The organism is Galliscardovia ingluviei (assembly GCF_014635685.1).
GTDB classification, from domain to species: Bacteria; Actinomycetota; Actinomycetes; order Actinomycetales; family Bifidobacteriaceae; genus Galliscardovia; species Galliscardovia ingluviei.
In genome coordinates this window covers 1-3,663 of the sequence record NZ_BMDH01000008.1, presented here as the reverse complement: position 1 = coordinate 3,663, position 3,663 = coordinate 1, and the positions used below count along the sequence as shown (strand labels likewise).

The 3,663-nt window shown below is 41.1% G+C and carries 6 protein-coding genes; 3 read left to right on the top strand and 3 right to left on the bottom strand.

Going from position 1 to position 3,663, the window contains the following annotated elements:
- Nucleotides 1–678: restriction endonuclease subunit S (locus IEU85_RS08560; RefSeq protein WP_229714848.1), on the top strand; the 678-nt coding region annotated here is incomplete at its 5' end.
- 127 nt (nt 679–805) lie between these two features.
- Here the strand turns inward: IEU85_RS08560 and IEU85_RS08555 are convergent.
- A complete protein-coding gene (locus tag IEU85_RS08555) occupies nt 806–1,066 on the bottom strand; it encodes a hypothetical protein (protein WP_188355846.1) in 261 nt (86 codons plus the stop codon).
- Between the two features lie 88 nt (nt 1,067–1,154).
- Here IEU85_RS08555 and IEU85_RS08810 point away from each other — a divergent pair, with 88 nt between their 5' ends.
- The gene (locus tag IEU85_RS08810; RefSeq protein ID WP_268234217.1) at nt 1,155–1,280 is read left to right on the top strand and encodes a hypothetical protein; all 126 of its coding nucleotides are present in this window, start codon (nt 1,155–1,157) and stop codon (nt 1,278–1,280) included.
- A gap of 205 nt (nt 1,281–1,485) precedes the next feature.
- Here IEU85_RS08810 and IEU85_RS08550 read toward each other — a convergent pair whose 3' ends face one another.
- The gene (locus IEU85_RS08550) at nt 1,486–2,415 is read right to left on the bottom strand and encodes a site-specific integrase (RefSeq protein WP_188355845.1); all 930 of its coding nucleotides are present in this window, start codon (nt 2,413–2,415) and stop codon (nt 1,486–1,488) included.
- A 127-nt stretch (nt 2,416–2,542) separates the two neighbouring features.
- On the opposite strand from IEU85_RS08550, the gene IEU85_RS08545 reads away from it, so the two are divergent.
- Nucleotides 2,543–2,917 carry a nucleotidyltransferase family protein gene (locus IEU85_RS08545; protein ID WP_188355844.1) on the top strand — a complete coding sequence of 125 codons (375 nt, stop codon included), beginning with the start codon at nt 2,543–2,545 and terminating at the stop codon, nt 2,915–2,917.
- Nucleotides 2,918–2,991: 74 nt separating this feature from the next.
- Here the strand turns inward: IEU85_RS08545 and IEU85_RS08540 are convergent.
- A partial coding sequence (locus IEU85_RS08540; RefSeq protein WP_188355843.1) for a restriction endonuclease subunit S occupies nt 2,992–3,663 on the bottom strand: 672 nt, incomplete at its 5' end.

The following is a 3,663-nucleotide window of genomic DNA, read 5'->3' as shown; positions in this document are numbered from 1 at the left end:
TTGCGTCAGCGAAAGTTAGAGCTGTTACAGCAGTTAAAGAAAGCCATGTTACAGCAGATGTTCCCTGATAAAGGCGAAAGTACTCCGCAAGTTCGATTCAAAGGATTCAACGATACTTGGGAACAGCGTAAGTTGGGGGAAGTAACAGATGTTAGGGATGGGACGCATAGTTCTCCAAAATATATTCAAAGGGGTCATCCATTCATTACATCCAAAAATGTAAGCAATGGTTTTATTAATTACGAGAATATTCAATACATCTCGGATGATGATTACGAAGAAATAAATAAGCGATCGAAAGTGGATGTTCACGATATCCTTATGGGCATGATTGGCACTATCGGGAATCTCGCTTTAATACGTGAAGAGCCTGATTTTGCGATAAAAAATGTTGCTTTAATAAAATACAGTGGTAGAATTGATTATCAATACTTGTATCAAGCACTTCAAAGCAGCTTTGTTACGAGTCAATTATCTTCCAGTCTGGATGGTGGGACACAGAAATTCGTATCCTTAAAGCGGATTCGCGAACTAGAAATCGCATTTCCAAATGAGCCAGAGCAACAGCAAATCGGCATATTCTTCCAGCAGCTCGATAATCTTATTACCCTTCATCAACGTAAGTTAGAGAGGATAGAACAACTCAAGAAGTTTTTGCTTCAACGAATGTTTGTGTGACATTGCATATTTGGCTCTTCACCAATGAGAACATGACCTCAGCACAGAGAAACCTATGCATGGCGATATTCCCATCTCTTAACGTTTAGAGCACAGTATTATACTGTGCTCTATTTCCTATTCATAACTAGTCAACGAGACTACGAGTAAGTACTTGACGAATGTACTCACTTGGCGTGAGACTGCGCTTCGCAGCTTCTTGGTCGAGGAGATTCCACACGGTTTGTGGTGCTCGTATAGTCCTTGCTTGCATAGTTGGTTTATGTTCCCATTCATATGGCTGAGCAGGTTCAAGGGTTGAATTTGGGAAGCCCTGCTCTGCTTCATTTGCCCAACGCTCAATATCCTTATCGGTGAATGTAATCCCATTTGATGAGGTGTATTGCATGGTGTACTCCTTATATGTTTAATGTAGCACTTCTTTTGCAAACTGTTTGGTTAACCGGTTTGCATGGAAAATAAGTATCGTATTGTAAGTGAGTTCTACGAAAACTAGCTCTATCGGTGCTCCTGCTGCATCTAGTCCGATGGCTGCGTATCGTTGTGGTTCGGTATTGGTATCGCGTGATCTCACTTTCTTTGGGCTGATAAGTGTGCTGTAGGCTTCTTGTATTTGTCGGACTGTTAGTCCGTGCTTTAGAGCGTTTGGATGTATGCGCACTCTCATACTGTCTAGCATACACTACGTATGCTCTCTTGTATACATAGTGTATGCTATATTGATATCTTTCTTTTCTTGCCGAATATGCATGGGCGCACACTAGTAACTGGGTTTGTGCGCAAGTTGTCTTCTATAAGCCCAACTTGCTATAGCTGTGAGAGATGGCGCATTACCTTGTCACGGTCTTGATTCTCAAGCTCTTGGATGATATGCAGATAGGTTTTCTCAGTTGTAGTTGTGTTTGCATGCCCGAGCCTCTGTGAGACGCTGGGAATGGATACGCCTTCATACAAGAGCAGTGATGCGTGAGTATGACGCAATCCATGAATTGAAATCACGGGAATACCAATCTCGGTACAGTATTTTTCAAGTAGATCATTTACTGTTGAATTAAACACTCGTTTCCCATCGGGAACAAAAATTGGCCGATCTCTAGGAATTCCCTCACACAAACTTGCAAGCTGGTGTATTAGTTTCCAATCAGTAGCAACTTTCCGTACAGAAGAAGCGTTCTTTGTCTTTTGGAAACCGCCAGCAGGATTTTTGTAATTCCAAGAGCGTCTAATGTTGATGATTTGCTCTTCAACATTAATATCTTCTGGAGTAAGTGCTAGTGCTTCTGCGAAGCGTAGCCCTGTTTTTGCCACTAAGAGAATGAACCAATCCCAGCTCACTGATGAATCCAACTCTAACCTTCTGAGCAATAATTGGAGCTCATACAGATTCAAAAATTTGCTCTTCTTGAGTTTAGGCGCGCATCCCTTAATCACTGCTCGTCTTGTAGGATCATGACGAATCAGTTCATCATCCACAGCATCCATAATTGCAGCACGCAAATGATGATGAAAATCTAACACCGTTTGTCGCTCATGAGAAAGCGCATACTTGTTGAGAATTGCTTGGTACGTCGCACGGTTAAGCTCATTAAGATGCACATTAGGGGCGAGCTCATTAATGTAATCAAGCACTTTCTCATATTTGCGTAAGGTAACGGGACGAACTGCACCTTCCTTATACAAGCGAATCCAACGTGCATAGTAATGAGCAAAAAGTTGCCTGCTCTGTTGACGAGACATACATACCTTCCTTAATAGATTGAATAGTGGCACAGGAAAGTATGCATGCGGATATGGCTACTTTTATTAAAAATAATTTGATACGCTAAAAGAAGCCGTGTGACTATTGAATATGAAAAGAGAAGTCATGATCAGTACAGAACTTGGGCATACCCCAAAATTGATACCTTCTGTGGAAGAAATAGGGGATATTGCTGCACCCATTGCGCGTCAAGTTGGGGCAAGTGAACTATATCTATTCGGCTCCATGGCACGCGGTACAGCAAAAACTGACTCTGATATCGACTTTATCTATGATGTTCCACAAAATGCCTCGATAGAAGAACGTGCACGAATTTCCAGACAACTCCGGATGTCTCTACGCGAAGTCTTTAACAGGGATATTGACATGGTACGCAAATCGTATCTGACAACTTCAAATACTGAAAACCCTCTTGCTAAGCTGATTCGTCAATCTTTTATTAAAAGTATTAACCAGCACCCAATTTACAGGATTATGTAGCTACCACAAGAGACATGATTGTTTGTAAGGAAACCAAGGACAGCTTCCTTACAAACAAATGCACTAACTATTTATCACACAAACATAGTTTGCAATAAGAACTTCTTCAACCTTGCGAGTCGATCAAGATCACTCGTATGAAGAGTAATAAGGTTATCAAGCTGCTGGAAGAATACACTTATTTGCTGTTGCTCAGCTTTGCATGGTAATGCTGCTAGATAATCCGTGACCACTTCAGGAGTTACACGTTTTTGACTATTTGAAGACCCTGAAGATGAATTTAGTAAATAACTTGTGAACCTACTCGAAGTTGTCAAATAAGATAAAAAACTCAAATCTATTTGTTCTGAAGCCAAAGGAACAAATTCAGCCGAACTAACTGAGTTTTTTGCTGGAGCAACGACAAGCCAAACTCGTTTCTTCCTTACATTTAGCTTGTTTATTAACACACAAGGCCGATCTAGCACCTTACGGGAACTCGACATAGTACTGCCAAGAGAATGATATGGATGCTTTCCATTATCATAGGCCGGCATACTGTACTCAATATACATCTGTTTCGGAGTATCTTGTGGATAAATGCTTTTAGTTAATTGAGAAGTTACTTCACCCAACTTACGCTGTTCCCAAGTATCGTTGAATCCTTGGAATCGAACTTGCGGAGTATTTTCGCCTTTATCAGGGAACATCTGCTGCAGCATTGCTTTCTTTAGCTGCTGTAACAGCTCTAATTTTCGCTGACGCAA